A 26,530-nucleotide genomic window follows, 5' to 3' on the forward strand; every position below is an offset into this window, starting at 1 on the left:
ATCCTCCTTGCTTAATTTATTTTTATTGTTCACTAACATGAACTTTTACTGCCGCTGTTACTTGCGGATGCAATTTTACAGTGACTTTTGTATAACCTAATGCACGGATTGCATCGTCCATTTCAAATTTACGTTTATCAAGTTTAATCTTGTGTGATTTTTGCATTGCATCTACAATTTGTTTGCTTGTAATAGAACCAAATAAACGGCCACCTTCTCCAGATTTCGCCTTTAATTCTACAGTTAATTTCTCTAATGTTTCTTTTAATTGTTTTGCACCTTCAAGCTCTGCTGCTGCATCTTTTTCCTCTTTGCGCTTTTGAGCATCTAAAGTTTTCATACTGCTGTTTGTCGCTTCGGCAGCTAACCCCTGTTTTAGTAAGAAATTATTTGCATAACCGTCTGGTACGTTTTTTATTTCTCCTTTTTTACCTTTACCTTTTACGTCTTTTAGAAAAATTACTTTCATGATTGTGTGCCTCCCTGTAAATAGTCATCAATAACAAATTGAAGCTTCTCCTCCGCTTCATCTACTGTAACATTTTTCATTTGTGTGGCTGCATTTGTTAAGTGCCCGCCACCTCCTAAATTTTCCATAATTAGCTGTACATTCAATTCACCTAAAGATCTACCACTAATTCCAATGAAATTTTCTCCACGTTTTGCAATAACAAACGATGCAATGATACCTGTCATTGTCAATAATGTGTCTGCTGATTGTGCAATAAGTACTTGGTCATAATATTCATCACCATCAACTTTAGCAATCGCAATTCCATTTTTATAAATGTACGCATTTTTAATGGCTTTTGCAACTCGTAAATACTGACCCATATCTTCTTTTAAAAGTTCTTGTACAAGTACAGTGTCTGCGCCATGCGAGCGTAAATAAGAAGCGGCATCAAAGGTACGAGCGCCTGTACGGAATGTAAAACTTTTCGTATCAACAATAATACCAGCTAACAATGCCGTTGCTTCTAACATGGTCATCTTTAAATTTTTCGGTTGATACTCAAGTAACTCTGTAACAAGCTCTGCCGTTGAAGAAGCGTATGGTTCCATATAAACAAGTAATGGATCTTCAATGAAATCTTCTCCACGGCGATGATGGTCAATAACTACTACATTTTCAATCTTATGTAACAGTTTTTCCTCCATCACCATTGAAGGTTTATGCGTGTCAACAACAACAAGTAATGAATCATCATTTGCAAATTCCATCGCTTGCCCTGGTGTAATAAAGTGTGACCATAACTCTTCATTTTGTTTCACTTTATCCATCAAACGCTTGATTCCTTTATCAGAATCATTTTCATCTAATACAATATATCCTTTGCGCTCATTTAATTGAGCTACCTTTAAAATACCAATCGCCGCACCAATCGCATCCATATCAGGGGCTCTATGCCCCATTATAATGACATTACTGCTTTCTAATACTAAATCCTTTAATGCATGCGAAATAACTCTAGCACGTACACGAGTACGCTTTTCGACCGGATTCGTCTTGCCACCGTAAAACTTAACTTTACCCGTTGCTTGTTTAATAGCTACTTGGTCTCCTCCTCGTCCTAATGCAAGGTCTAAACCAGATTGAGCCATCGCTCCAAGCTCCGCTAAAGGTAAATCACCTGAGCCAACACCAACACTTAATGTAAGTGGTATATTCCTTTTTGATGTTTCTTCACGCACTTGATCCAAAATACTAAATTTCCCTTTCTCCATTTGCGCTAAAATACTTTCATTTAGTACAACGAAGAATCTTTCTGAAGATGCACGTTTCAAATATGCACCATACTTAACGGCCCATTCATTTAGACGTGACGTCACAAGACTTGTTATATTCGTACGTAATTGATCATCTAACCCTTGTGTAACTTCATCGTAATTATCTAAATAAATAACAGCCAAAACAGTGCGCTGATCCTCATACATTTTTTCAATCTCTGTTTGCTCAGTTACATCAAAAAAATAAATTAGTTTTTCTTCTTTCCTTACAAACACACGGAACTTCCGACTATTTAAAGATACTATATCATCAGAAGTCTCTCCTTTAATAAAAAGGAGTAATGTTTCTGATACATCGTACAGATGCCACCCAGCTAATGCGTGTTGCCCCAAACATGAAGACAAGTAAGGATTTGCCCAATCAATCCCATACTCCTTATTGTATAACAATATACCGATTGGCATCTGGTTGAATGCTTCGTTACTCACTTTTTTTACCCTAGTAATCATATCTGTCGTATACTTTTCAAAGTTCCTTTGAAAGGTAAGTTCAAATCGTATAACTAAAAAGAAAACGATGCTAAAAACCAAAAAGGAAGATATCCCCATAATTAAGTGGAAATAACAGAGAATCGAGATTAGCACCAACACAAAAAATGCCAATACGTAAACAGGATATAAAAACCACTGTTTCTTATAAAATTCAGGCATGTATACAACTCCTATAAAGTAAAACTAACTCACCTTCCAGTTAGTTAAACAAATTAAAATAGTGTAAGGAATATTATTTTATTCCCCTATTTTAGAACGCAATGAAATCCCTAAATCAATTATACCTAAGATTGTCACAAGAGGAAACAGCATTGGAATAAACATACATACAATAAAACTAATAATAGGAATACCCCTCGTAAAACCTTTTCTGTGTGCTAAAAAGGTGATAAACGTTAATCCTTGCAATACGAGCAGCAAAGCAAAGATTACATATAGGTTAGAAAATACCATATGTAAATATGATGTTGGTTCTACTTTTATAAAAGTTGCTAACAAAATAAATATGACGTAATACCAGACAATACTCTTTGGCAATTGTATATCTTTAAATTTAGGCCAAGGTGTAACCTCGTGCTTTAACTTTCTCAAAACACTACCTGATATTAGCACTGTGATCCAAGAAAAACATACAGAAACTAGTACAAGTATACTTGGAAATAACGTCTGTAATATATCATTCATTTGTGCAAATAACTCTTTTTGTTCCTTACTAACTGGCATACCAGCAGCAGTTGCTATCTTTTCACTTTGCGCCATACTTTCACTAAATATATTTTGCATTTGCTTCATTAAATCTATGTTGAAAAATTTTATACTTCCAACATAAATGAGCATCATACCAATTAAATATGCAAGCGTTCCAGCTATCAATATCTCCACTGGTTTTTTCCCTTTTTTATACATATACCCTAATACAACACCTATTAATCCAAACATCACTGTCTTTATGAGACTAATCGGCTGACTCACAATAACTGTAATAAAAAGTGCCGCTACAAAAATAACGAGTATATTAGATAGTTTATGTCTTACTGTTAATAATATAAATGGTAACGGCAACACAAACGTTACCATTGTACCTAAAATCGGAACATACATAGATATAAGCAACAAAATTGCATATATAGCCAACAACGCTGCACCCTCAGTAATAAATCTCGTGTTTTTCATCATTCAACCTCTCTCTCAAAAAAGAAAAGCATAGCAAAATGCACAGTAGAGTCCGACTCTACTGTGCATTTCATACGCTATTATTCACCAACATATGGTAAAAGTGCCATTTGACGAGCACGTTTAATTGCAACTGTAAGTTTGCGTTGGTATTTCGCGCTTGTTCCTGTTACACGACGTGGTAAAATTTTACCGCGCTCAGAAACGAAACGTTTTAATAAATCAACATCTTTATAGTCAATGCGAGTGATGCCGTTAGATGTGAAGAAACACACCTTACGACGTTTCGCACGTCCACCTTTGCGTCCTGCCATGTCTATTCCCTCCATTCTTTGTTAAAAATATCCGATTCATACCATTAAAATGGTAAATCGTCGTCCGAAATGTCAATCGGTTGACCAACATTCGAAAATGGATCGTCATTCTTCGTAAATCCAGTGTTACCTGAGTTACCTGAGTTACCCGAGTTACCCGGATTACTAGATTGACCAAATGGGTTAGAGCTTTGGTTACCGAAACCAGCTCCTGATGGTTGCTGATTGAATGACCCACGTTGCTCCCCACCGCCATTACGCGGCTCTAAAAATTGTACGCTCTCCGCAAGAACTTCTGTTACATATACACGTTTACCATCTTGTCCATCGTAAGTACGAGTTTGAAGACGTCCGTCTACGCCTGCTAAGCTACCTTTTTTCAAATAATTTGCCACGTTTTCTGCTTGTTTACGCCATATTACACAATTAATAAAGTCAGCTTCACGCTCACCTTGTTGATTCGCAAATGCGCGATTCACAGCTAACGTAAAAGTAGCTACTGCAACACCATTGGGCGTGTAACGTAAGTCAGGGTCCTTAGTTAAACGACCAACGAGGATAACACGATTCATCAATCGAACCACTCTCCCTATATATCTTAATTATTTTTCTTCTTCTTTAACAACGATATGACGAAGGATATCTTCGTTGATCTTAGCTAAACGGTCGAATTCGTTAATCGCTTCTGAATTAGAGTTCACCTTTAAGATCATGTAGAAACCTTCACGTAAGTCGTTGATTTCGTAAGCTAAACGACGCTTACCCCACTCTTTTGTGTTAATGATTTCTGCACCATTGTTTGTTAAAACACCTGCGAAACGTTCAACTAAAGCTTTTTGAGCTTCTTCTTCAACGCCAGGACGAATGATGTACATAATTTCGTACTTTCTCATTACACTTTCACCTCCTTTTGGTCTAAACGGCCCATAATGGGCAAGGAGCAATTAATTTATAGTAATTACTCACGAGTTTAGATTATATCATAGTAAGTTATATGAATCAACTCACCAATACGTAAAAAACTTGGCAAACATATAATATATTTGCCAAGTCTATATCTTTATTTTTCCTAGGAAATATTAAATTAAACGTTAAAGCGGAAGTGCATAACATCTCCGTCTTTTACGATATACTCTTTTCCTTCTAAACGTACTTTACCAGCTTCTTTTGCAGCTGTCATAGAGCCATTTGTCATTAAATCAGTATAAGAAACTGTTTCCGCACGAATAAATCCACGTTCAAAGTCCGTATGAATAACACCAGCACATTGTGGTGCTTTCATACCTTGTTTAAACGTCCATGCACGTACTTCTTGCACACCAGCTGTGAAGTAAGTAGCAAGTCCTAATAAGTCATATGCAGCACGAATTAATTGATCTAAACCAGATTCTTCAATACCTAGTTCTTCAAGAAATACTTTCTTCTCTTCCTCATCTAACTCAGCAATTTCTGATTCGATTTTTGCACATACAACAATTACTTGTGAATTTTCATTTGTTGCAAATTCTTTTACCATTTGTACATATTTATTGTCAGAAGGATCCATAATATCATCTTCACTTACGTTTGCTACGTACAGCATTTCTTTCGTTGTAAGTAAATGAAGGCCTTTAACAATCTTCATTTGCTCTTCTGTAAATTCAACAGTACGAGCTGGTTTTCCCTCTTCAAAAGCTTCTTTTAAACGAACTAAAATTTCATGCTCATATACAGCTTCTTTATCTTTTTGTCTTGCTAACTTCGCAACTCGTTCGATACGTTTATCAACAGATTCCAAATCCGCTAAGATTAGCTCTAAGTTGATTGTTTCAATGTCATCAATTGGATCTACTTTTCCTGAAACGTGCGTAATATTTTCATCTTCAAAACAACGAACAACTTGGCAAATTGCATCTACTTGACGAATGTGAGATAAGAATTTATTCCCTAACCCTTCACCTTTACTTGCACCTTTTACGATACCTGCGATATCAGTAAATTCAAATACAGTCGGAACAGTTTTTTTCGGTTCTACCAATTCCGTTAATTTATTTAAACGCTCATCTGGTACTTCTACAATCCCTACGTTTGGATCGATTGTACAGAATGGATAGTTCGCAGATTCTGCTCCTGCTTGTGTAATTGCATTAAATAAAGTGGACTTCCCTACGTTAGGTAATCCAACAATCCCAGCCGTTAATCCCATATTTTTCACTCCTATGTCTCAATCTTTCATCATTATAGATAGTAACGAAAAAAATGACAAGTTTCCACCAAATGAAAAAAAGCAACGGCTGTCTACTGCAGCTGTTGCTTTTTCACTATTCTTCATGCTTCACAAGTATTTTTTTTACCTTGCGATCAAACTCTCTTCGAGGAATCATTACCGAATGGTCACACCCCTCGCACTTAACGCGGATATCCATTCCCATACGAATAATCTTCCAGCGATTTTCACCACATGGATGGGCTTTCTTCATTTCCACAACATCGTACAAGTTATATTGCTTTTGCTCCATTCTCTAAATCCCTCCCACTATTAAATTGCTTTTTCACTAACTAATTCTTCGCGACTATATAAAACCATACGTGGGTATGGAATTTCAATCCCATGTAAATCAAGACGATTTTTAATCTCTTTGCGAAGAGCCCTCGCAATAACTGCATGCTGCATCGGCTCAACTTCAGCAATAACACGTAATACAACTTCAGACGCTGCCAGTGTTTGAACACCTAGCAATTGAGGTGTTGTTACCATTTTCTCATATTTTTCTGGTAATTCCACTAATAAATCTTCAATAACTTGCTCCGCTCGTACTATATCACTTTCATAAGAAATAGATACATCAACAAATGCTACACTATTACTAACGGAAAAGTTCGTTACTTGTACAATACTACCATTTGGTATTATATGAATTTCACCTGTCCAGCTTTTCATCTTCGTTGTACGTAGTCCAATTTCCAAAACAGTTCCTTCAAATTGACCTATTCTTACATAATCACCTACTGAAAATTGATCCTCTAACAAAATAAATAATCCTGTAATAACATCTTTAACTAAACTTTGTGCACCAAAACCGACTGCTAAACCAATTACCCCAGCACCGGCTAATAGACCTGACGCATTAATATCAAACACGCCTAAAATTGCAATTAACATAATGAACATAACAACGTATGCCACAATATTTTCAAGCAACTTCGCTACCGTAACTGTACGACGTTCTGAAATTTGAATCGGCGAACGGCTTCCCATACGAAACGCATTTCGTACAATTGCCCTCGCAACTCGCACAACGATTGCACCAAGTATTAAAATAACGATTATTTTTAGTGATTTCACACCTATATTCGTCCAATCAATGGACTCGAACCATTTCAACGCTACATCCATGTCCCTCTACCTCTCCAGCTAAAATTTCTTTTTAGTTATCCTTATTATTGTATCAGAACTCTCTCTGATTTCTGAAAAAAATTTATGACTTTAATTCCATTTGTTAACTTCCATTCAGGTATAAAATGAAACGAATATATATATACTAGTACTATTATTTCTGTTTTCATTCACAGTTTGCAAAAAGTATGCACTTATAATTTTCCATTTCACACACTATATAACATATTGTGAAAATTTATTAAAAGGATGGGTGCTTCATGAATATTAGAAGTTTTCGCTTACCTTTTTTTGAAAAAGAAACTCAAAATGTTATGCATCATGACTTAGAAGCCTCCGAGACAATCAGTAATTTCTTGCTTTCCCATATTCCCATTAAGACTAATATGCCACTCATTCTCGTTTGTATCGGAACAGACCGATCCACCGGTGATGCACTTGGTCCATTAGTTGGTACTAAACTAGAACAAATTGAAATCAAAAACCTTCAAGTGTTCGGCACACTAGACGAACCAATACATGCACTAAACTTAGAAGAGAAAATTCAGAATATACAGAAAGAAAATCCTGCTTCATTTATTATTGCTGTTGATGCATGTTTAGGAAAATCTCAAAGTATCGGTTCTATAACTACCGGAAAGGGCCCCAGTAAACCTGGAGCTGCGATGAATAAGAAATTACCTGAAATTGGTGATTTGCATATTCATGGCATCGTAAATTTAAATGGTTTCATGGAGTTTTTCGTACTTCAAAATACAAGACTAAGTTTAGTCATGAAGATGGCTGATGTAATTGCACAAAGTATAAAAGAAACAGACCAAAAATTATCTGCATTAAAAAAAGCAAACCATCTATAAACAATAAGATGGTTTGCTTTTTAATTTCCCTTTGATAATAATTCTAAAATTCGATTTAAGTCTTCTTTATTAAAAAATTCGATTTCGATTTTACCTTTTTCTTTTTTCGTTTCTTTGATCTTTACATCCGTACCAAACTTTTCTCTTAAAAATGTTTCACGCTCTACAAAAAATATATTTCTTTCTTTTTTCACTTGTTGTGTTTCACGTGAAACACGTTGATTAATTTCCTGGACAATTTGTTCCAATTGGCGAACATTCAGTCCTTCTTTTTCAATTCGCTTCAATAAAGATTTCAACTGTTCTTCATCTTTTATTGTAAGTAAAGTTCTTCCATGAGCCATTGAAAGCTGACCGTTTGCAATCATATCTTGAACGAATGAAGGGAGGCTTAACAATCGAGTATAATTTGCGATATAAGGCCTGCTTTTACCAAGACGTTTTGCTAATTGTTCTTGTGTTACATTTAGCTCGTTCATTAACATCTGATATGCCATTGCCTCTTCCATAGGATTTAAATCTTCTCGTTGTAAGTTTTCAAGCAAAGCAAATTCCATCATTTGCTGCTCATTTAATTGCCTTACGACAGCAGGCACTTTCTCAAGTCCGGCCTCTTTAGCAGCACGATATCTTCTTTCACCTGCAACTATTTCATATCCTTTAATACTCTTTCGAGCAATTAACGGTTGCAATATACCGTGCTCTTTAATAGAAGCCGCTAATTCCTGAATCGCTTCTTTATTGAAATGTTTACGTGGTTGATATGGATTCGGCCTTAATTCAGTTACTATAATCTCCTGAATCGTTTCTTCTTCTTTCACATCTAAATCTGGAAAAAACACATTGATTCCTCTTCCTAATCCCTTAGCCACCTGCAATCACTTCCTCTGCTAAATCTAAATATACTTCTGCTCCTCTTGATTTAGCGTCATACTGCATAATTGGTTTTCCATGACTTGGTGCCTCACTTAAGCGAACATTACGAGGAATAATCGAACGATATACTTTATCCCTAAAGTATTTTTTCACTTCATCTATAACTTGAATTCCTAAATTTGTACGAGCATCCAACATCGTTAACAATACACCTTGAATTGCTAAATTTTTATTTAAATGCTTTTGCACAAGTCGAACTGTATTTAATAGCTGACTTAACCCTTCCAGCGCGTAATATTCACACTGTACAGGAATAATAACAGAATCTGCTGCTGTTAATGCATTAATCGTTAATAATCCTAAGGATGGGGGACAGTCAATAATAATATACTCATATTCATCACGAATTGGCTGTAATGCTCTTTGCAAGCGTACTTCCCGGGAAATGGTTGGTACCAATTCAATTTCAGCACCAGCCAATTGAATTGTAGCGGGTAGAACATCTAAGTTTTCAGTTGCGGTTTTCCGTATAGCGCCTTGAACATCTGCATCTTCCACAAGAACATTATAAATACATTGATCTAATTCAGACTTTTCAATTCCTACACCAGTCGTTGCATTTCCTTGAGCATCAATATCTACGAGAAGGACTTTTTTTCCTACTTGTGCCAATCCAGCCCCTAAATTAACGGATGTTGTTGTTTTTCCAACACCGCCTTTTTGATTAGCGATAGCAATGATTTTTCCCACGATGTCACCTACTTTCAACCTTTCTTATTCTAGAAACAATTACTTTTATTGTAACATGAAATAAAAGTTTTTCTTTTACGTCCTTATTAAACTTCAAAATTTATTTCCAAACTCCTTCTTGCTTTAACAAGAAAATATAGTAAAAGAGACCTCTCCAATAGGATAAGGTCTCTAGCACGTAATTATTTTTTCTTCGGAATTTTAATCGTAATTTGATAGTATTCATCAAACTCTTCTTCCGCAGAATTAACATTCAAACCACTGTTAACAACCATTTGTAATGATTGTCTAATTGTGTTCATAGCAATTCTTGCATCTCGACTTACTGCTTTTTGCTTCGCTTTGCGCTTTGGTTTTACTTCTTCTAGTAACTTTGCAATTCGTTCTTCTGTTTGCTTTACATTCAATTGCTTCTCCACAATCTCTTGTAAAACCTTCAGTTGTAATTCCTCATTTTTCAAAGGAATAAGGGCGCGAGCATGCCGTTCTGTAATACTTTTTTCTAATAATGCACTTTTGATTTCTTCAGGCAATTTTAATAATCGCAATTTATTTGCGACTGTCGATTGTCCTTTTCCAAGTCGTTGTGCCAATGCTTCTTGTGTTAAATTATGTAACTCAATCAGCTTTTGATATGCCACAGCTTCCTCAATTGCTGTTAATTCCTCACGCTGCAAATTTTCAATTAACGCTACAGAAGCTGTCTCAGTATCATTTAAATTCTTTATTATTGCAGGAACTTTTTCCCACCCTAACTTTGTTGCTGCGCGGAAACGCCTTTCCCCGGCAATAATCTCGTACTTATCATCCTCATACTGTCTCACAACAATCGGCTGGATAAGCCCATGTGTACGAATCGTTAATGCTAGCTCCTCAATACGTGCATCGTCAAAAACTGTTCGTGGTTGATAACGGTTAGGGGTAATGTTTACTATCGGAATTTCCTGTATTTCTTCATATACCTTTTTAGCTATTTCTTCATGGCTTTCGTCTTGTAATTCGAATTCGCTCTCTTTATCTCCAAAGCCAAATAAACGAGAAAACGTATTTTTCATACATATTCCACCACCTTTTAGGCCTATTGACTGTTCTACATAAAATGTTTCCTATGAAACATTTACGTTTTCATTTATATAATTTAATCTTACGTCTAATAAGATTTATTTTTCAATAGGTAATTTATTGGGCGTTCCCGGTTTGCGTGGATATTTCTTTGGTGTCTTGCGCTTTTTCTCGATTAATAAAATATTACGCTCACTTTCTTCAAACGGTAATTGGAACGTAGACATTTCTTTCAATTCTCCGCCAAGTACCTCTAAAGCATATTTGCCATTTTCGATTTCTTCGTTCGCCGCTGCACCTTTCATTGCAATGAATGTTCCCCCTACTTTTACAAGTGGTAAACATAGCTCACTTAATACAGAAAGACGTGCAACTGCACGTGCCATTACAATATCGTATGCTTCACGTACACCTTCTTTTTTCCCAAATGTTTCAGCACGATCATGACAAAATGCAACATCACTTAATTCTAACTTTTGCGCTAAGTGATTTAAGAAATTAATACGTTTTTGTAATGAATCTACAATTGTTACTTTTAAGTGCGGGAAACAGATTTTTAAAGGGATACTTGGGAAGCCAGCTCCTGCTCCAACATCACAAATAGAAAATGGTTTCGAAAAATCATAATAAAAAGCCGCTGTAACAGAATCAAAAAAGTGTTTTAAGTATACTTCCTCTTTCTCCGTAATAGCCGTTAAGTTCATTTTTTCATTCCACTCTACTAACGTTTCAAAATAGATTTCGAACTGCTCTAACTGTCTAGAAGAGAGGGAAATACCCTTCTCTTCTAGCATAGATTGAAATTGTTCTATGTTCATCTAGCAATATCTCCTTACTATGTTATTGGTTCGATACTCGTGCAATTTTTCCTTGTTCAATGTAAATAAGCAAAATAGAAACATCAGCTGGATTTACGCCAGAAATACGTGAAGCTTGCCCCATCGAAAGTGGACGAACATCTTTCAATTTCTGTCTCGCTTCTGTGGCAAGGCTAGAAATCGCATCATAATCAATATCCACAGGGATTTTTTTGTTTTCCATTTTCTTCATACGTTCTACTTGCTGTAAAGATTTCTCGATATATCCTTCATACTTAATCTGAATTTCAACTTGTTCTGTAATTTCATCATTTAATTCTAATTCACTTGGTACTAAAAGATGAATATGCTCATATGTCATCTCTGGACGACGTAATAAGTCACTTGCACGTATTCCATCTTTCAATTCGCTTCCACCAATACTACGAATTAATTCTTGAACTTCAGGACGCGGTTTAATAAAAATACTCTCTAACCGTTCCTTTTCCTGTTCAATTTGTAGTTTTTTATTTGTAAATCTCTCATAACGATCTTCTTTAATTAAACCAATTTCACGCCCAACCTCAGTTAGACGAAGATCTGCATTATCATGGCGTAATAATAAACGATATTCTGCACGAGACGTTAATAAACGGTATGGTTCATTTGTGCCTTTTGTTACAAGATCATCAATTAAGACACCAATATATGCATCAGCGCGACCTAAAATAACTTCTTTTTTACCTAAAGAACGACACGCTGCATTAATTCCAGCCATAAGCCCTTGTCCTGCCGCTTCTTCGTAACCAGAAGTTCCATTAATTTGTCCTGCTGTATATAAATTTTTAATTTTTTTCGTTTCAAGTGTTGGCCATAGTTGAGTTGGTACAATTGCATCATATTCAATTGCATAACCCGTACGCATCATTTCAACATTTTCCAGGCCAGGAATTGTTCTAAGCATTGCACGCTGTACATCTTCTGGTAAACTCGTCGATAAGCCTTGTACATATACTTCTTGCGTATTACGTCCTTCTGGCTCTAAGAAAATTTGATGACGTGGTTTATCATTAAATCTTACTACCTTGTCTTCAATTGAAGGGCAATATCTAGGCCCTGTTCCTTTAATCATACCAGAATACATAGCTGAGCGATGTAAGTTTTCATCTATTAAACGATGTGTTTCTGTACTTGTATACGTTAACCAACATGGAATTTGATCCATAATGAATTTTGTCGTTTCAAAAGAGAAAGCACGTGGCTTATCATCACCTGGTTGAATTTCTGTTTTACTATAATCAATCGTATTACTGTTTACACGCGGAGGTGTACCTGTTTTAAATCTAACAAGATCAAAACCAAGTTCCTCTAAGTGTTCAGATAACGTAATAGATGGTTGCTGATTATTTGGACCACTTGAATATTTTAAATCTCCCATAATAATCTCACCACGTAAAAATGTTCCCGTTGTAATTACAACTGTTTTCGCTGTGTATTCGGCACCAGCTTGCGTAATTACCCCTTTACATACACCATCTTCAACAATTAAACGCTCTACCAGACCTTGAAACAACGTTAAGTTTGGTGTTTCTTCAATTGTTTTCTTTAACTCATGCTGGTAAGAGAATTTATCAGCTTGTGCACGAAGCGCACGTACAGCTGGTCCTTTACCCGTATTTAACATACGCATTTGAATATGTGTTTTATCAATATTGCGTCCCATTTCTCCGCCTAATGCATCAATTTCACGAACAACAATCCCTTTTGCTGGTCCACCAACAGAAGGGTTACATGGCATGAACGCTACCATATCTAAGTTAATTGTTAACATTAATGTTTTTGAGCCCATTCGTGCTGCCGCAAGACCAGCTTCACATCCTGCATGACCTGCACCGATTACTATGACATCATATGAACCGGCATTGTATCCCATTGTTTATTCCTCCTAATAACCTCTATCTTACTAAATCATCTCTGATTAAAGTTTTACTTTATTTTCCTAAACAAAATTGAGAGAACAATTGGTCAATTAAGCTTTCATGGACAGTATCACCAGTAATTTCACCAAGTATTTCCCACGCTCTTGTTAAATCAATTTGAACCATATCAATCGGAACACCATTTTCTATCGCTTCAATTGCATCATTAATTGTTCTTCCTGCTTGTGTTAACAATCCGATATGTCTCGCATTAGACACGTATGTCATATCCGCAGAATCAATTGTTCCTTCAAAGAATAAATCAGCTATTGCCTTTTCAAGCTCATCTATTCCTTGCTCCTCAATTAAAGATGTTGTAATAACACGATTGCCTACCGCTAAATCTGTAACACGTTCCATATCAATTTCTTGCGGTAAATCTGTCTTATTTACAATGACAATGAAATCTTTTCCTTGTACGGCACGGAATAGATCCTCATCTTCATTTGTTAAAGCCTCGCTATAGTTCACTACAATTAACACTAAGTCTGCTTGGCTCATCATTTCCTTCGAACGCTCTACACCAATTCGTTCAACAATATCTTCCGTTTCACGAATTCCGGCTGTATCTATAAGTTTAAGTGGTACACCACGCACATTAACGTACTCTTCAATAACATCACGAGTTGTTCCTGCAATATCAGTTACAATTGCCTTTTTCTCCTGAACAAGACTATTTAATAGCGATGATTTCCCAACGTTAGGTCTACCGATAATCGCGGTAGAAATGCCTTCACGTAAAATCTTTCCTTGCTTCGATGTTTCTAATATCTTTGCAATTTCAGCACGGACATGTGTAGCTTTCTCAATTAAAATATTATGTGTCATCTCTTCTACATCATCATATTCTGGGTAATCTATATTCACCTCAATATGAGCTAATGTTTCTAATATTTCTTGACGCAGATGGCCGATTAATTTAGATAATCGTCCTTCCATTTGGTTAATCGCTACATTCATAGCACGATCTGTTTTCGCGCGGATTAAGTCCATAACAGCTTCTGCTTGTGACAAATCAATACGTCCATTTAAAAAAGCACGTTTTGTAAATTCACCAGGCTCTGCCAGTCGTACTCCTTGTGCTAAAATAAGCTGTAATACTTTATTTACCGAAACAAGCCCACCATGACAGTTAATTTCTACTATATTTTCACGCGTAAAAGTCCTTGGTGCGCGCATAATGGATACCATAACTTCTTCAATAACTTGATTTGTATCTAAATCGACAATATGACCATAATGAATTGTATGAGAAGAAACCTGTGTTAAATCCTTCCCTTTAAAAATACGATCGACTTTCTCAATCGCATCATCCCCACTTACTCGAACAATGGCAATTGCACCTTCCCCAAGTGCTGTGGAAATTGCGGCAATTGTATCAAATTCCATGTCCTTTCACCTCACTTGCTTATTTATCTCTATTTCAACATGAATTTTTTCCGTCACTAAATTATTAGGATACCATAACGAACCTATCTACAAAAGAATAATAACTCATTTTATTATGTCCTTATGTAAAAAACACTAAACTTATTCACAGTGGATAAATCTAGTGTTTTTTAGTTATCCACATTTATTTTCTCCTCAAAAAAACCGGCACTCAATTGAGTAACCGGTCACTTGGAAGATATTACAACATACCGATGTGGTTCTTTCCCTTCAGAAGTTGTAATGATATTTTGATGATTAGATAATGCTTGGTGAATAATTTTTCGTTCAAAAGAAGGCATTGGTTCTAGAACAACTCTTTTTTTCGTACTCACTACTTGTTTTGCCAATCGATAAGAAAGAGATTCTAACGTAGTTTTTCTTTTACTACGATAGTTTTCAGCATCCAGTGTAATACCAATATATTGCTTTGTATTACGATTCGCAACAAGTTTTGTTAAATACTGTAAGGAGTTCAATGTATTACCTCTTTTACCAATTAAAACACCAATATTTTCACCAAAAATTGTAAATTCAACTTCGCGTCCTTTTACAATTTTTCTAATCTCAACTTCCACACCCATATTTTGAACAACATTTTTTAAATACTCTTCACATTCTTGGATTGGATCTTTTTTCAATACAACTTCTACTACAGCGAGGCGATTCCCAAATAAACCTAGGAATCCCCTCTTACCCTCATCGATAATATTTATATCTACTCGATCTTTCGAAACATTTAATTGTCTTAAAGCATCTTGTACTGCCAGCTCGACTGTTTGTCCTTTAGCAGTAATTATACTCACTTGCTTGATCCTCCTGCCTTACTAGCCTTAATTTCAGGCCCTTTGATCATATACATTTGAGCGATACCAAAGATATTACCAACTACCCAGTACAATGATAGTGCTGCTGGGAAGTTAATTGCAAAGACTAAGATCATAATTGGCATAAGCCAAATCATCATTGCCATTTGCGGATTTTGCCCAGCCGTTCCTGCCATTGCAAGCTTTTGCTGAATAAAAGTCGTAATAGCCGCAACGATTGGAAGGATATAGTAAGGATCTGCTTGTCCTAAATCAAACCATAAAAATGTATGTTTACTAATTTCTGCCGTTCTCATAATCGCATGATAAAAAGCGAATAGGATAGGCATCTGAACAAATATTGGTAAACATCCTGCTAATGGATTTACACCATTTTTTTGATACAACTGCATCATTTCTTGTTGTAATTTTTGTTGTGTTGCTTGATCTTTTGAGCTGTACTTCTCTTTTAATTTCACCATTTCTGGTTGTAACGCCTGCATTGCTTTCGTACTCTTCGTTTGTTTAATCATTAATGGTAATAATGCAAAACGAATGATAAGAGTTGTAACAACGATTGCTAAACCATAATTACTACCAAATAAATTTGCAAAATACGTGATTAACTGAGAAAGCGGGTATACGAAATATTCATTCCAAATCCCAGTGCTTTTCGGTGTAATCGGCTGATTTGTTTCACTACAGCCGGTAGCGATTGCCATTAACATAATAACCATGGCTAATAAACCTATTTTCTTTTTCAAAGCTTGCTCCTCCTTGTTTCGGTATGTATATAGTGTAATTCATTTCCTTACGCTACTTTTTTATTCTCTTCATACCAGAGCGTTTAAAGACATGAATTAAGCTTTTCTTTAACTCTTCATATGTCATCTCTGCACAAGGCTTCCTTGCTATTATAACAAAATCTTTTCCAGAATCTATCTCATCTTTTAATTCTATAATCGATTGGCGAATCATACGCTTAATTCGATTACGAACTACTGCATTTCCTATTTTCTTACTAACAGAAAGACCAATGCGAAAATGCGGCTGTTTTTCTTTATCTAATTTGTATACAACAAACTGGCGATTGGCATTCGATTGTCCTTTTTGGAAAACAGCCTGGAATTCATCATTCTTTTTTATACGATTTTTTTTCTTCATATCATTTGACACTCCTGTATCTCATCAGCAGAAACTCATTATTATTAGAAAAAAAGACCACTGAACGATCAGTGGTCTACGCAGATAATACTTTTCTTCCTTTACGACGACGAGCTGCTAGCACTCTACGTCCGTTTGCTGTGCTCATACGGCTGCGGAAACCATGTACTTTGCTGCGCTTACGTTTATTTGGTTGGTAAGTTCTTTTCATTATATGACACCTCCCTGAGGAATATCTGTTAAAGACAGTCTAATAAATTATAGTAAATCAAATAGGAAAATGTCAATGGTTCTCGAAATTTTCATCAAATATTCATTTTTAACCTATTCACACACTTTTTCACAGTCCCTATATTTCCTTGTGGATAAATATATTTTCTCTTTTTTGTATCCACAAACTCTTTTTTTACTTTTACACAGTATATCGTATTGTGGACAAGTTTATTCCACAAGGTATTGATTTTGTGGATAACTTTCTTAAATTCATTGCTATAGCTGCTTTTTTTTGATATTATAGTTGTGTTTTCACTTTGAATAAGTTTTCCACACCTTTATTTTATCCACAATTTGTGTATAACATGTGGATAGTTTAAATCACATGTGGGTAAATAGTTGTCCACATTTGTTTTTTTGTCGAAAACTCTATCTCGGATACTAACGACGTTTTTATATTTTAAAATACGTTTCGTATAAATATGCATTAGAAATATTTACAGGTTGTACAATTGTTGCGCAACCTTATTCTTTTACCATCTTTGTAAAGGAGGGACACCTTTGGAAAATATCTCTGATTTATGGAATAGTGCCTTAAAAGAATTAGAAAAAAAGGTAAGCAAGCCAAGTTATGAAACCTGGTTAAAATCAACAACTGCTCATAACTTGAAAAAAGATGTATTAACGATTACAGCTCCAAATGAATTCGCTCGTGACTGGCTAGAATCTCATTATTCGGAACTAATCTCCGAAACACTTTATGATTTAACAGGGGCAAAACTAGCTATTCGTTTTATCATTCCCCAAAGTCAGGCAGAAGAGGATATAGATCTCCCTTCTGTTAAGCAAAAACACGCACATGATGAGTCTAATCACTTACCACAGAGTATGTTAAACCCCAAATATACATTTGATACATTTGTTATTGGCTCTGGTAATCGTTTTGCACATGCTGCTTCTTTAGCTGTAGCTGAGGCACCAGCTAAAGCCTATAATCCGCTCTTTATTTACGGGGGCGTTGGACTTGGAAAAACACATTTAATGCACGCAATTGGGCATTATGTAATTGAACACAACCCGAATGCAAAAGTTGTATATTTATCATCTGAAAAATTTACAAATGAATTTATTAACTCAATTCGTGATAATAAAGCTGTCGATTTTCGTAATAAATATCGTAATGTAGATGTCTTATTGATAGATGATATTCAATTTCTTGCTGGAAAAGAACAAACACAGGAAGAGTTTTTCCATACATTTAATGCGTTACATGAAGAAAGTAAACAAATTGTGATTTCAAGCGATAGACCACCAAAAGAAATCCCAACTTTAGAAGATCGCCTTCGTTCTCGCTTTGAATGGGGGTTAATTACGGACATTACGCCACCAGATTTAGAAACTAGAATCGCAATTTTACGTAAAAAAGCAAAAGCAGAAGGTCTTGATATACCAAATGAAGTTATGCTTTATATCGCAAATCAAATCGATTCAAATATTCGTGAACTAGAGGGTGCACTTATTCGAGTTGTAGCTTATTCATCTTTAATTAATAAAGATATGAATGCTGATTTAGCGGCTGAAGCGCTTAAAAATATTATTCCAAACTCTATACCTAGAATTATTTCTATTTCTGATATTCAAAAGGCTGTTGGAGGCGTCTATCAGGTAAAGTTAGAAGATTTCAAAGCAAAAAAACGGACAAAATCCGTTGCATTCCCTCGCCAAATTGCGATGTATTTATCACGTGAACTTACGGACTCATCTTTGCCAAAAATAGGTGAAGAATTTGGTGGCCGCGATCATACAACAGTAATCCATGCTCACGAAAAAATTTCGAAGCTATTAAAAACGGATACTCAATTACAAAAACACGTTGAAGAAATTAAGGATATTTTAAAATAGTAGTAGCTGAATAGTGTGAATAACTTAGCTTATTTTACGCACAGTCTATCCACATGTAGATAGACTGTTTTTACATCTCCAAACAGGGTTATCCACATATCCACAAGCCCTATTACTATTACTACTACTTTTTTATCTTTATTAAATAAATAAAATCTTATACTTACCGGAGGTTTTTCGTTATGCGTTTTACAATACAAAAAGACTATCTTGTAAGAAGTGTACAAGATGTAATGAAGGCAGTTTCTTCTCGTACAACAATTCCAATTCTTACAGGAATTAAAGTTGTAGCAACTGAAGAAGGAGTTACTTTAACAGGTAGTGATGCAGACATCTCTATCGAATCATTTATCCCAGTCGAAGATGCTGGAAAAGAAATTGTGGAAATTAAACAATCAGGAAGTATTATTTTACAAGCAAAGTATTTTAGTGAGATCGTAAAAAAATTACCTAAAGAAACTGTCGAAATTTCTGTGGAAAATCATTTTATGACAAAAATAAAATCTGGAAAATCAGAGTTCAACTTAAATGGTTTAGATGCTGCTGAATATCCGTTATTACCACAAATCGAAGAACATCATGTATTTAAGATTCCAACAGATTTACTAAAACACATGATTCGTCAAACAGTATTTGCAGTTTCAAGTTCTGAAACGAGACCGATCTTGACAGGTGTAAACTGGAAGGTATATAACAGCGAGCTAACTTGCATTGCAACAGATAGTCACAGGCTAGCACTTCGTAAAGCAAAAATCGAAGGGTATAATATTGCCGATGAATTTCAAGCGAATGTCGTTATTCCTGGTAAGAGCTTAAGTGAATTAAGTAAAATTCTAGATGAATCTGAAGAAATGGTAGATATCGTTATTACGGAGTATCAAGTATTATTCCGTACAAAACATTTATTATTCTTCTCAAGATTATTAGAAGGAAATTATCCAGATACAACGCGTTTAATTCCAGCTGAAAGTAAAACTGATATATTTGTAAATACAAAAGAATTTTTACAAGCGATTGATCGTGCGTCGCTATTAGCAAGAGATGGTCGTAACAACGTTGTTAAATTATCAACATTAGAACAACAGATGTTAGAGATTTCTTCGAATGCACCAGAAATCGGAAAAGTAGTAGAAGAGGTTCAATGTGAAAATGTAGATGGAGAAGAATTAAAAATATCTTTTAGTGCAAAATATATGATGGATGCATTAAAAGCTTTAGATAGTACAGAAATTAAAGTTAGTTTTACTGGAGCGATGAGACCGTTTTTAATTCGCACAGTAAATGATAATTCTATTATCCAGTTAATTTTACCAGTCCGTACTTACTAAGTAAGGATTAAGGGTTGCTAGTGTAAAGGTACTAGTGACCCTTATTTGATTTGTAGGGTATTACTTTCCTAATGCTAGTTTATTTAGTACAATGAAAGAATGAACACTTTCAGAAAGTGAGCGATTTTATGAAACTTATTAAGATTTCAACAGAATACATTACACTAGGACAATTTTTAAAGTTAGCTGATGTAATTGATACAGGTGGCGCTGTGAAATGGTTCTTACAAGAATATGAAGTATATGTGAATCAAGAACTTGAAAATAGAAGAGGCCGAAAGTTATATGCAAATGATGTTGTTGAAATTCCGGGAAGCGGAACTTTCCAAGTTCAGGCATAAAGGGGGATCCCTTTGTTTATTACAGAGATACAATTAAAAAACTATCGCAATTATGAGCATTTAGAGCTTTCCTTTGAGGATAAAGTCAATGTAATTATTGGTGAAAATGCGCAAGGGAAAACGAATCTGATGGAAGCTATTTATGTATTGGCGATGGCGAAATCCCATAGAACTTCGAACGATCGTGAACTCATTCGTTGGGATGAGGATTATGGTAATATAAAAGGTAGATTACAAAGGCGAAATAGTTCATTATCCTTAGAATTAAATATTTCAAAAAAAGGTAAAAAGGCAAAGTTAAATCAGTTAGAACAACAAAAATTGAGCCAGTATATTGGTGAAATGAATGTTGTTATGTTTGCCCCAGAAGATTTAAATCTTGTAAAAGGAAGCCCCCAAGTACGAAGACGCTTTTTGGATATGGAACTTGGACAAATAGCTCCGGTCTATTTGTATGAATTAAGTCAATATCAAAAGGTACTCACGCAACGAAATCATTTACTTAAGAAGATGCAAGGGAATAGTAAAAATGAGGAAACGATGTTGGATGTATTTACACTTCAACTTATTGAGCATGGTGCAAAAATTTTGCGAAAACGTTTTGAGTTTTTGCATTTACTACAAGAATGGGCTGCTCCAATTCACCGCGGGATTAGCAGGGGATTAGAGGAGTTAGAAATTGTTTATAAACCAAGTGTAGATGTATCAGAATCAATGGATTTGTCGAAAATAAAAGAAGTATACTATGAAAGTTTTCAATCTGTGAAACAACGTGAAATTTTTCGTGGTACAACTTTACTAGGTCCTCATCGTGATGATTTACACTTCTTCGTTAATAGTAAAAATGTTCAAGTCTTTGGTTCACAAGGACAACAACGAACAACCGCACTATCCCTAAAATTGGCTGAAATTGAATTGATATACTCAGAGGTTAAGGAATATCCAATCCTTTTACTAGATGATGTGTTATCAGAATTAGATGATTATCGCCAATCGCATCTGCTAAATACAATTCAAGGAAAAGTACAAACCTTTGTGACGACGACGAGTGTCGACGGAATTGAACACGAAACATTGAAAGAAGCGAAAACAATTCATGTAACGAACGGCACGGTAGATTGTGAAATAGACAGGAAATAATTTCTGTTTAAATGGAAAAGTAGGTGATCTTTGTGTCAATGGAACAAAAGCAAATGCAGGAAAATGCATATGATGAAAGTCAGATCCAGGTGTTAGAAGGACTGGAAGCGGTTCGTAAGCGTCCTGGTATGTATATCGGTTCTACAAGTGGAAAAGGTCTTCATCACCTCGTATGGGAAATAGTTGATAACAGTATTGACGAAGCTTTAGCGGGATATTGTGATGAAATTAATGTCAGTATTGAAGAAGATAATAGTATTGTTGTAACAGATGATGGTCGTGGTATCCCAGTTGGTATTCAAGAGAAAATGGGACGTCCCGCTGTAGAAGTTATTATGACGGTACTCCATGCCGGTGGTAAATTTGGCGGTGGCGGTTATAAAGTCTCCGGTGGTTTGCATGGAGTAGGTGCATCTGTTGTAAATGCTTTATCAATAGAATTAGAGGTATTTGTACATCGAGATGGAAAAATACACTATCAAAAATATGAACGTGGGATCCCAGCTGCGGATTTAAAAGTAATAGGTGAAACTGATCGTACAGGAACGATCACACGCTTTAAGCCAGATGCAGAAATTTTTACAGAGACGACAGAATACGAATTTGATACATTGGCTACTCGTATGCGTGAGTTGGCGTTTTTAAATCGTAATATTAAATTAACAATTGAAGATAAGCGTGAACATAAGCAGAAGAAAGAATTCCATTATGAAGGTGGAATTAAATCATATGTTGAACATTTAAATCGTTCAAAACAACCGATTCATGAAGAACCTGTATATGTTGACGGTTCAAAAGATGGGATTCAGGTTGAGGTTGCTCTTCAATATAACGAAGGCTATACAAATCATATTTATTCATTTACGAATAATATTCATACGTATGAAGGCGGTACACATGAGGTAGGTTTTAAGACTGCTCTAACACGTGTAATTAACGATTATGGTCGTAAAAATAATATTTTAAAAGATGCGGATAGTAATTTAACTGGTGAAGATGTTCGTGAAGGTTTAACAGCAATCGTGTCAATTAAGCATCCAAATCCACAATTTGAAGGACAAACAAAGACGAAACTTGGAAATAGTGAAGCGAGAACGATTACAGAGTCTGTATTCTCAGAGGCGTTTGAAAAGTTCTTACTAGAAAATCCCAATGTTGCACGTAAAATTATAGATAAAGGGACTATGGCAGCGCGTGCACGTGTAGCGGCTAAAAAGGCGCGTGAACTAACGCGCCGAAAGAGTGCTCTAGAAGTTTCAAGTTTACCAGGGAAGCTAGCTGATTGTTCTTCTAAAGATCCAGCAATTAGCGAAATTTATATCGTGGAGGGTGACTCTGCGGGCGGATCTGCAAAACAAGGACGCGATCGTCATTTCCAAGCGATTTTACCACTGAAGGGTAAAATTATTAACGTTGAAAAGGCACGTTTAGATAAGATTTTATCAAATGATGAAGTTCGTACAATTATTACAGCAATAGGTACAAATATTGGTGGGGATTTTGATATTGAAAAAGCTCGATATCATAAAGTTATTATTATGACAGATGCCGATGTTGATGGTGCGCATATTCGTACCCTATTATTAACGTTCTTCTATCGTTATATGCGTCAAATCATTGAGTGTGGTTATATATATATCGCACAGCCACCGTTGTTTAAAGTACAACAAGGTAAAAAAATTCAATATGCTTATAACAATAAAGAACTTGAAAAAATACTAGCTGAATTACCAGCTCAACCTAAGCCTGGGATTCAGCGTTATAAAGGTCTAGGGGAAATGAATCCAACTCAGCTGTGGGAGACGACAATGGACCCAGAAGTACGTTCATTACTTCAAGTTTCCCTTCAAGATGCAATAGAAGCAGACGAAACGTTTGAAATTTTAATGGGTGATAAAGTAGAGCCGCGTCGTAACTTTATCCAAGAAAATGCAAAATACGTGAAAAACCTTGATATTTAAGTGAGTAATGACAGGAATCTAAGTATTCCTGTCTTCTACATATAAATCAATGTATGTGTAACGGAAATGTAAGAGGAGGTGCTCGTTGATGTCAGACAATCAACAACAAGCACGAATTCGAGAAATTAATATTAGTCATGAAATGCGTACCTCATTTTTAGATTATGCAATGAGTGTTATCGTGTCTCGTGCATTACCAGATGTTCGTGATGGATTAAAACCAGTTCATCGTAGGGTTTTATATGCGATGAATGATTTAGGAATTACAGCTGATAAAGCATATAAGAAGTCAGCGCGTATTGTCGGTGAAGTAATTGGTAAGTATCACCCGCACGGTGATGCAGCTGTTTATGAAACAATGGTACGTATGGCGCAAGATTTTAGTCAACGTTACATGCTTGTTGATGGACATGGTAATTTCGGTTCTGTTGATGGAGATTCAGCGGCGGCGATGCGTTATACAGAAGCAAGAATGTCTAAGATTTCTATGGAATTAATACGCGATATTACAAAGAATACAATTGATTATCAAGATAACTACGATGGTTCTGAAAGAGAACCAGTTGTATTACCAGCGCGTTTCCCTAACTTATTAGTCAATGGTACGACGGGTATTGCGGTTGGTATGGCAACAAACATTCCACCGCATCAACTTGGAGAAGTAATTGATGGTGTGTTGGCATTAAGTCATAACCCTGATATCACTATCGCGGAATTAATGGAATATATTCCTGGACCAGACTTCCCAACATCAGGTTTAATCTTAGGGCGAAGTGGAATTCGAAGAGCTTACGAGACAGGCCGTGGTTCTATTATAATTCGTGCTAAAGTTGAAATTGAAGAGAGAGCCAACGGTAAACAATCTATTATTGTAACTGAGCTACCTTATCAAGTTAACAAGGCACGTTTAATTGAAAAAATTGCAGAATTAGTTCGTGATAAGAAAATTGAAGGTATTACAGATTTACGTGATGAATCGGATCGAAATGGTATGCGCATTGTTATGGAAGTACGTCGCGATGCAAATGCAAATGTACTATTAAATAATCTTTATAAACATACAGCACTTCAAACGAGTTTCGGTATTAACATGTTGTCTCTTGTAAATGGAGAGCCACAAGTTCTAAATTTAAAACAAAATTTATATTATTATTTAGAGCACCAGAAGGTCGTGATCCGCAGACGTACTGCCTATGAGTTAGAGAAAGCAGAAGCGCGCGCTCATATTTTAGAAGGATTACGAATCGCTTTAGATCATCTTGATGAAGTCATTACGTTAATCCGTAGTTCAAAAACAGCTGATATTGCAAAACAAGGTTTAATGGAACGTTTCGGCTTAAGTGAGAAACAAGCACAGGCAATTTTAGATATGCGTCTGCAACGCTTAACTGGATTAGAACGTGAAAAAATCGAACAAGAATATCAAGACTTAATGAAGCTGATTGCAGAGTTAAAAGCAATTTTAGCAGATGAAGAGAAGGTTCTTGAAATCATTCGTGAGGAATTAACGGAGGTCAAAGAACGTTTTAATGATAAGAGAAGAACAGAAATTACAATTGGCGGTATGGAAGCTATAGAGGATGAAGATTTAATCCCAGAACAAAATATCGCAATTACACTTACTCATAATGGTTATATTAAGAGGTTACCGGCTTCTACGTACAAAACACAGAACCGTGGGGGACGTGGTGTACAAGGAATGGGTACGAATGATGATGACTTTGTTGAACATTTATTAACAACGTCTACTCATGATCATATTTTATTCTTCACAAACAAGGGTAAAGTATACCGTACAAAAGGATATGAAATTCCAGAGTATAGTCGTACGGCAAAAGGCATACCAATTATTAATCTATTAGGGGTAGATAAGGGTGAGTGGATCAACGCTATTATTCCAATTCGTGAATTTGGTGACGACCAGTTCTTATTCTTTACAACGAAACAAGGTATTTCTAAGAGAACGCCGCTCTCATCATTTGCAAATATACGTACGAACGGTTTAATTGCAATTTCGCTTCGTGAAGAAGATGAATTAATTTCTGTACGTTTAACATCTGGTGATAAAGATATTATCGTAGGGACGAGCAACGGTATGTTAATTCGCTTCAATGAACAGGATGTACGTTCTATGGGCCGTAATGCAGCTGGTGTAAAAGCTATTACACTAGGCGAAGAGGACCAAGTAGTAGGTATGGAAATTGTTGAAGAGGATACGAATGTCTTAATCGTAACGAAGAACGGGTATGGTAAGCGTACGCCGGTTGAAGAGTATCGACTACAGAGTCGTGGTGGTAAAGGTCTGAAGACTTGTAACATTACAGACAAGAACGGTAAATTAGTAGCAGTTAAGTCTGTAACAGGTGAAGAAGACATTATGTTAATTACAGTAGCGGGTGTTATTATTCGTATGCCAGTTGATCAAATCTCTCAAATGGGGCGTAATACACAAGGTGTTCGTCTAATTCGATTAGGGGATGAGCAAGAGGTAGCGACAGTAGCAAAAGCACAAAAGGATGAAGAAGAAGAAATTAGCGAAGAGGTTTCTTCTGAAGAATAAGAGTGGGGATTTCTCCCCCTCTTATTTTTTTATAATAATACTTGCATAGCAATAGGGAAGTGTATATAATAGGCAGAGTCAGCAAATGAGAGATACAAGTTATCGAAAAAAACTTGTTGACGAAAATAATATACTATGATATATTATGAAAGTCGCTGAAACGCGATGTTGAACTTTGAAAACTAAACGAAACAAACAACGTGAAACGTCAATTTTTATTTTT

At 35.7% G+C, this 26,530-nt stretch carries 26 protein-coding genes; 7 read left to right on the plus strand and 19 right to left on the minus strand.

All coding sequences use genetic code 11. The features are described 5' to 3' along the window. Positions 1-22: 22 nt before the first annotated feature. The 9 genes from rplI to AB3X48_RS02925 all read right to left on the minus strand — a co-directional run bounded on the left by rplI (position 23) and on the right by AB3X48_RS02925 (position 7,143). Positions 23-469: a 50S ribosomal protein L9 gene (gene rplI / locus AB3X48_RS02885; RefSeq protein ID WP_016106796.1), complete on the minus strand. Its 447-nt coding sequence runs from the start codon at positions 467-469 to the stop codon at positions 23-25. Then, entirely contained in the window at positions 466-2,439 is a 1,974-nt protein-coding gene (locus AB3X48_RS02890) for a DHH family phosphoesterase (protein WP_016106797.1), read from the minus strand. The genes rplI and AB3X48_RS02890 overlap by 4 nt, the downstream gene beginning before the upstream one ends. A gap of 78 nt (positions 2,440-2,517) precedes the next feature. Beyond that, positions 2,518-3,453 (minus strand): YybS family protein, encoded by a 936-nt coding sequence (locus AB3X48_RS02895; protein WP_016106798.1) that lies wholly within the window; start codon positions 3,451-3,453, stop codon positions 2,518-2,520. Between the two features lie 80 nt (positions 3,454-3,533). Next, positions 3,534-3,767, minus strand: coding sequence for a 30S ribosomal protein S18 (gene rpsR, locus AB3X48_RS02900; RefSeq protein WP_000918874.1), 234 nt, complete (start codon positions 3,765-3,767; stop codon positions 3,534-3,536). Between the two features lie 44 nt (positions 3,768-3,811). Further along, on the minus strand, positions 3,812-4,342 hold the full coding sequence (gene ssb / locus AB3X48_RS02905; RefSeq protein WP_002159667.1) for a single-stranded DNA-binding protein: 531 nt from the start codon (positions 4,340-4,342) through the stop codon (positions 3,812-3,814). A 27-nt stretch (positions 4,343-4,369) separates the two neighbouring features. Then, positions 4,370-4,660 carry a 30S ribosomal protein S6 gene (gene rpsF, locus AB3X48_RS02910; protein WP_002144565.1) on the minus strand — a complete coding sequence of 97 codons (291 nt, stop codon included), beginning with the start codon at positions 4,658-4,660 and terminating at the stop codon, positions 4,370-4,372. Between the two features lie 191 nt (positions 4,661-4,851). After that, positions 4,852-5,952, minus strand: a complete 1,101-nt coding sequence (gene ychF, locus AB3X48_RS02915; protein WP_002159666.1) for a redox-regulated ATPase YchF — start codon at positions 5,950-5,952, stop codon at positions 4,852-4,854. 115 nt (positions 5,953-6,067) lie between these two features. Then, positions 6,068-6,265 (minus strand): DUF951 domain-containing protein, encoded by a 198-nt coding sequence (locus AB3X48_RS02920; protein ID WP_000436054.1) that lies wholly within the window; start codon positions 6,263-6,265, stop codon positions 6,068-6,070. Between the two features lie 20 nt (positions 6,266-6,285). Next, on the minus strand, positions 6,286-7,143 hold the full coding sequence (locus AB3X48_RS02925) for a mechanosensitive ion channel family protein (protein WP_016106799.1): 858 nt from the start codon (positions 7,141-7,143) through the stop codon (positions 6,286-6,288). A gap of 260 nt (positions 7,144-7,403) precedes the next feature. Between AB3X48_RS02925 and yyaC the strand changes: the two genes are divergently transcribed. Beyond that, on the plus strand, positions 7,404-8,000 hold the full coding sequence (gene yyaC, locus AB3X48_RS02930) for a spore protease YyaC (protein WP_016106800.1): 597 nt from the start codon (positions 7,404-7,406) through the stop codon (positions 7,998-8,000). Positions 8,001-8,020: 20 nt separating this feature from the next. On the opposite strand, the gene spo0J is transcribed toward yyaC, so the two are convergent. From spo0J to rpmH, 10 genes are all read right to left on the minus strand, one after another. Continuing rightward, positions 8,021-8,872, minus strand: a complete 852-nt coding sequence (gene spo0J / locus AB3X48_RS02935; protein WP_171902578.1) for a stage 0 sporulation protein Spo0J — start codon at positions 8,870-8,872, stop codon at positions 8,021-8,023. Next, a complete protein-coding gene (gene soj, locus AB3X48_RS02940; RefSeq protein ID WP_002016469.1) occupies positions 8,865-9,626 on the minus strand; it encodes a sporulation initiation inhibitor protein Soj in 762 nt (253 codons plus the stop codon). The genes spo0J and soj overlap by 8 nt, the downstream gene beginning before the upstream one ends. 182 nt (positions 9,627-9,808) lie before the next feature. Next, entirely contained in the window at positions 9,809-10,681 is an 873-nt protein-coding gene (gene noc, locus AB3X48_RS02945; RefSeq protein WP_016106801.1) for a nucleoid occlusion protein, read from the minus strand. Positions 10,682-10,786: 105 nt separating this feature from the next. Further along, entirely contained in the window at positions 10,787-11,506 is a 720-nt protein-coding gene (gene rsmG / locus AB3X48_RS02950; RefSeq protein ID WP_002089956.1) for a 16S rRNA (guanine(527)-N(7))-methyltransferase RsmG, read from the minus strand. A gap of 22 nt (positions 11,507-11,528) precedes the next feature. Further along, a complete protein-coding gene (gene mnmG / locus AB3X48_RS02955) occupies positions 11,529-13,418 on the minus strand; it encodes a tRNA uridine-5-carboxymethylaminomethyl(34) synthesis enzyme MnmG (RefSeq protein WP_002159664.1) in 1,890 nt (629 codons plus the stop codon). A 58-nt stretch (positions 13,419-13,476) separates the two neighbouring features. Then, a complete protein-coding gene (mnmE, locus tag AB3X48_RS02960; RefSeq protein ID WP_002034990.1) occupies positions 13,477-14,853 on the minus strand; it encodes a tRNA uridine-5-carboxymethylaminomethyl(34) synthesis GTPase MnmE in 1,377 nt (458 codons plus the stop codon). A gap of 227 nt (positions 14,854-15,080) precedes the next feature. Then, positions 15,081-15,698, minus strand: a complete 618-nt coding sequence (gene jag / locus AB3X48_RS02965) for an RNA-binding cell elongation regulator Jag/EloR (protein ID WP_016106802.1) — start codon at positions 15,696-15,698, stop codon at positions 15,081-15,083. Beyond that, a complete protein-coding gene (gene spoIIIJ / locus AB3X48_RS02970; protein ID WP_002144555.1) occupies positions 15,695-16,462 on the minus strand; it encodes a YidC family membrane integrase SpoIIIJ in 768 nt (255 codons plus the stop codon). The genes jag and spoIIIJ overlap by 4 nt, the downstream gene beginning before the upstream one ends. A gap of 52 nt (positions 16,463-16,514) precedes the next feature. Next, the gene (rnpA, locus tag AB3X48_RS02975) at positions 16,515-16,862 is read right to left on the minus strand and encodes a ribonuclease P protein component (protein ID WP_002089963.1); all 348 of its coding nucleotides are present in this window, start codon (positions 16,860-16,862) and stop codon (positions 16,515-16,517) included. Between the two features lie 76 nt (positions 16,863-16,938). After that, positions 16,939-17,073 carry a 50S ribosomal protein L34 gene (gene rpmH / locus AB3X48_RS02980; protein WP_002068706.1) on the minus strand — a complete coding sequence of 45 codons (135 nt, stop codon included), beginning with the start codon at positions 17,071-17,073 and terminating at the stop codon, positions 16,939-16,941. A gap of 563 nt (positions 17,074-17,636) precedes the next feature. On the opposite strand from rpmH, the gene dnaA reads away from it, so the two are divergent. The 6 genes from dnaA to gyrA all read left to right on the plus strand — a co-directional run bounded on the left by dnaA (position 17,637) and on the right by gyrA (position 26,307). Next, positions 17,637-18,977, plus strand: a complete 1,341-nt coding sequence (gene dnaA / locus AB3X48_RS02985; RefSeq protein ID WP_002144554.1) for a chromosomal replication initiator protein DnaA — start codon at positions 17,637-17,639, stop codon at positions 18,975-18,977. Positions 18,978-19,159: 182 nt separating this feature from the next. Further along, positions 19,160-20,305, plus strand: coding sequence for a DNA polymerase III subunit beta (gene dnaN / locus AB3X48_RS02990; protein WP_002130198.1), 1,146 nt, complete (start codon positions 19,160-19,162; stop codon positions 20,303-20,305). A gap of 128 nt (positions 20,306-20,433) precedes the next feature. After that, the gene (gene rlbA / locus AB3X48_RS02995; RefSeq protein ID WP_002159661.1) at positions 20,434-20,646 is read left to right on the plus strand and encodes a ribosome maturation protein RlbA; all 213 of its coding nucleotides are present in this window, start codon (positions 20,434-20,436) and stop codon (positions 20,644-20,646) included. A gap of 12 nt (positions 20,647-20,658) precedes the next feature. Next, a complete protein-coding gene (recF, locus tag AB3X48_RS03000) occupies positions 20,659-21,786 on the plus strand; it encodes a DNA replication/repair protein RecF (protein ID WP_016106803.1) in 1,128 nt (375 codons plus the stop codon). Between the two features lie 38 nt (positions 21,787-21,824). Next, complete coding sequence (gyrB, locus tag AB3X48_RS03005; RefSeq protein ID WP_033710559.1) at positions 21,825-23,747, plus strand: DNA topoisomerase (ATP-hydrolyzing) subunit B; 1,923 nt, start codon at positions 21,825-21,827, stop codon at positions 23,745-23,747. A gap of 88 nt (positions 23,748-23,835) precedes the next feature. After that, complete coding sequence (gene gyrA, locus AB3X48_RS03010; RefSeq protein ID WP_016106804.1) at positions 23,836-26,307, plus strand: DNA gyrase subunit A; 2,472 nt, start codon at positions 23,836-23,838, stop codon at positions 26,305-26,307. The last annotated feature ends 223 nt before the right edge of the window (positions 26,308-26,530 follow it).

This window comes from Bacillus sp. S4 (genome assembly GCF_040838205.1).
Classification (GTDB): Bacteria; Bacillota; Bacilli; order Bacillales; family Bacillaceae_G; genus Bacillus_A; species Bacillus_A cereus_U.

What these genes read in the sequence shown, in the direction of transcription:
- rpsF (WP_002144565.1), bottom strand. Translation starts at nt 4,660, where the DNA reads ATGAGAAAGTACGAAATTATGTACATCATTCGTCCTGGCGTTGAAGAA.
- AB3X48_RS02890 (WP_016106797.1), bottom strand. Translation starts at nt 2,439, where the DNA reads ATGCCTGAATTTTATAAGAAACAGTGGTTTTTATATCCTGTTTACGTA.
- rnpA (WP_002089963.1), bottom strand. Translation starts at nt 16,862, where the DNA reads ATGAAGAAAAAAAATCGTATAAAAAAGAATGATGAATTCCAGGCTGTT.
- gyrA (WP_016106804.1), top strand. Translation starts at nt 23,836, where the DNA reads ATGTCAGACAATCAACAACAAGCACGAATTCGAGAAATTAATATTAGT.
- gyrB (WP_033710559.1), top strand. Translation starts at nt 21,825, where the DNA reads ATGGAACAAAAGCAAATGCAGGAAAATGCATATGATGAAAGTCAGATC.
- rpmH (WP_002068706.1), bottom strand. Translation starts at nt 17,073, where the DNA reads ATGAAAAGAACTTACCAACCAAATAAACGTAAGCGCAGCAAAGTACAT.
- mnmE (WP_002034990.1), bottom strand. Translation starts at nt 14,853, where the DNA reads ATGGAATTTGATACAATTGCCGCAATTTCCACAGCACTTGGGGAAGGT.
- rplI (WP_016106796.1), bottom strand. Translation starts at nt 469, where the DNA reads ATGAAAGTAATTTTTCTAAAAGACGTAAAAGGTAAAGGTAAAAAAGGA.
- mnmG (WP_002159664.1), bottom strand. Translation starts at nt 13,418, where the DNA reads ATGGGATACAATGCCGGTTCATATGATGTCATAGTAATCGGTGCAGGT.
- dnaN (WP_002130198.1), top strand. Translation starts at nt 19,160, where the DNA reads ATGCGTTTTACAATACAAAAAGACTATCTTGTAAGAAGTGTACAAGAT.
- rpsR (WP_000918874.1), bottom strand. Translation starts at nt 3,767, where the DNA reads ATGGCAGGACGCAAAGGTGGACGTGCGAAACGTCGTAAGGTGTGTTTC.
- AB3X48_RS02925 (WP_016106799.1), bottom strand. Translation starts at nt 7,143, where the DNA reads ATGGATGTAGCGTTGAAATGGTTCGAGTCCATTGATTGGACGAATATA.
- noc (WP_016106801.1), bottom strand. Translation starts at nt 10,681, where the DNA reads ATGAAAAATACGTTTTCTCGTTTATTTGGCTTTGGAGATAAAGAGAGC.
- yyaC (WP_016106800.1), top strand. Translation starts at nt 7,404, where the DNA reads ATGAATATTAGAAGTTTTCGCTTACCTTTTTTTGAAAAAGAAACTCAA.
- rlbA (WP_002159661.1), top strand. Translation starts at nt 20,434, where the DNA reads ATGAAACTTATTAAGATTTCAACAGAATACATTACACTAGGACAATTT.
- ychF (WP_002159666.1), bottom strand. Translation starts at nt 5,952, where the DNA reads ATGGGATTAACGGCTGGGATTGTTGGATTACCTAACGTAGGGAAGTCC.
- AB3X48_RS02920 (WP_000436054.1), bottom strand. Translation starts at nt 6,265, where the DNA reads ATGGAGCAAAAGCAATATAACTTGTACGATGTTGTGGAAATGAAGAAA.
- rsmG (WP_002089956.1), bottom strand. Translation starts at nt 11,506, where the DNA reads ATGAACATAGAACAATTTCAATCTATGCTAGAAGAGAAGGGTATTTCC.
- AB3X48_RS02895 (WP_016106798.1), bottom strand. Translation starts at nt 3,453, where the DNA reads ATGAAAAACACGAGATTTATTACTGAGGGTGCAGCGTTGTTGGCTATA.